We start from the raw sequence: 1180 nt of genomic DNA, 5'->3' as shown, positions 1-1180 counted from the left end.
TTAAAGGAATTTAGCTATCACTATAAAAACTAACACTGATGAAAAAAATACTCATCCCCATAGGTTTGCTGCTTATCACCCAGTCGGTGCAGGCACAGCTTACCCCTACAGAAAACTATATACAATCAAGGACTTACCTTGAGGAAAAAACCCAGAGTGATGCCAATGCCAAGCAGGTAGAAACCGTCCAGTATTTTGATGGGTTGGGAAGACCTAAACAGATCGTGAACGTGAAAGCTTCCCCATTAGGAAGAGACGTTGTCACCCAAATTGTATATGACGATTTTGGAAGACAGGTGTTGGATTACCTGCCTGTTCCACAGGGAGGCACTTCAAACGGCGCTATTGTTACAGATCCATTATCCAATGCCACGCAACCCAATATTTACGGCTCAGAGAAGATTTACTCGGAAAAGAAGCTAGAAAGCTCACCCCTGGGCAGAATCCAGCAACAAATTCAGGTGGGTACCGACTGGGCTAATAAGCCCGTAAAGTTTCAATATGAAGCCAATACCACTGGAGAGGTAAAAAAGTTCACCACCATTACCACATGGCCTGATGGAGCCTCCTTGTCAGAATTAAAGCCAGCCACGGATCCTGACTCTGAAAACGGATTCTACAAAAGCGGGCAGCTTTACAAGAATGTAGTGACCGATGAAGATGACAATAAGACCATCGAGTTCAAGAACGGCAAGGGACAAACCATTCTGGTCAGAAAGGTGCTAAGCGCTACGGAAAATGCAGATACCTATTATGTTTATAATGAATATGACCAGCTGGCATTTGTCATTCCCCCATTGGCATCAGCCTCGGGATCTTTGGACCCATCTACCCTTGACAGGTTGTGCTACCAGTACCGCTATGATGGCAAAAACCGACTGGTTGAAAAGAAACTTCCGGGCAAGGGAAAGGAATATATGGTATATGATAAACAGGATAGACTGATTCTAGCTCAGGACGACAACCTTAAGGCTCAAAATAAATGGATCATTACCAAGTACGACCGCTTAGGGCGGGTTGCCTATACAGGATTTCTATCAACAGGTGGAGAAAGAGCAGGCAGGCAAAATGAGATTAATAATATAACCATTGCTGAAGAAAGAAGCTCCACAGGATTTACTCGAAATGGAATGACAATCTATTACACAGATGTCTATTTTGTAGGAGAAATCCCAACCAT

General features: G+C 43.6%; 1 protein-coding gene. It reads left to right on the top strand.

Going from position 1 to position 1180, the window contains the following annotated elements; genetic code table 11:
- Positions 1 to 38: 38 nt before the first annotated feature.
- The coding region (locus C1638_RS22030; protein WP_228428260.1) for a DUF6443 domain-containing protein at positions 39 to 1180 on the top strand (1142 nt) is incomplete at its 3' end.

It is taken from the genome of Chryseobacterium oncorhynchi (genome assembly GCF_002899895.1).
GTDB lineage: Bacteria > Bacteroidota > Bacteroidia > Flavobacteriales > Weeksellaceae > Chryseobacterium > Chryseobacterium oncorhynchi.
Note: the sequence above shows the minus strand (reverse complement) of the source record. Positions and strands in the feature narration are given on the sequence as shown.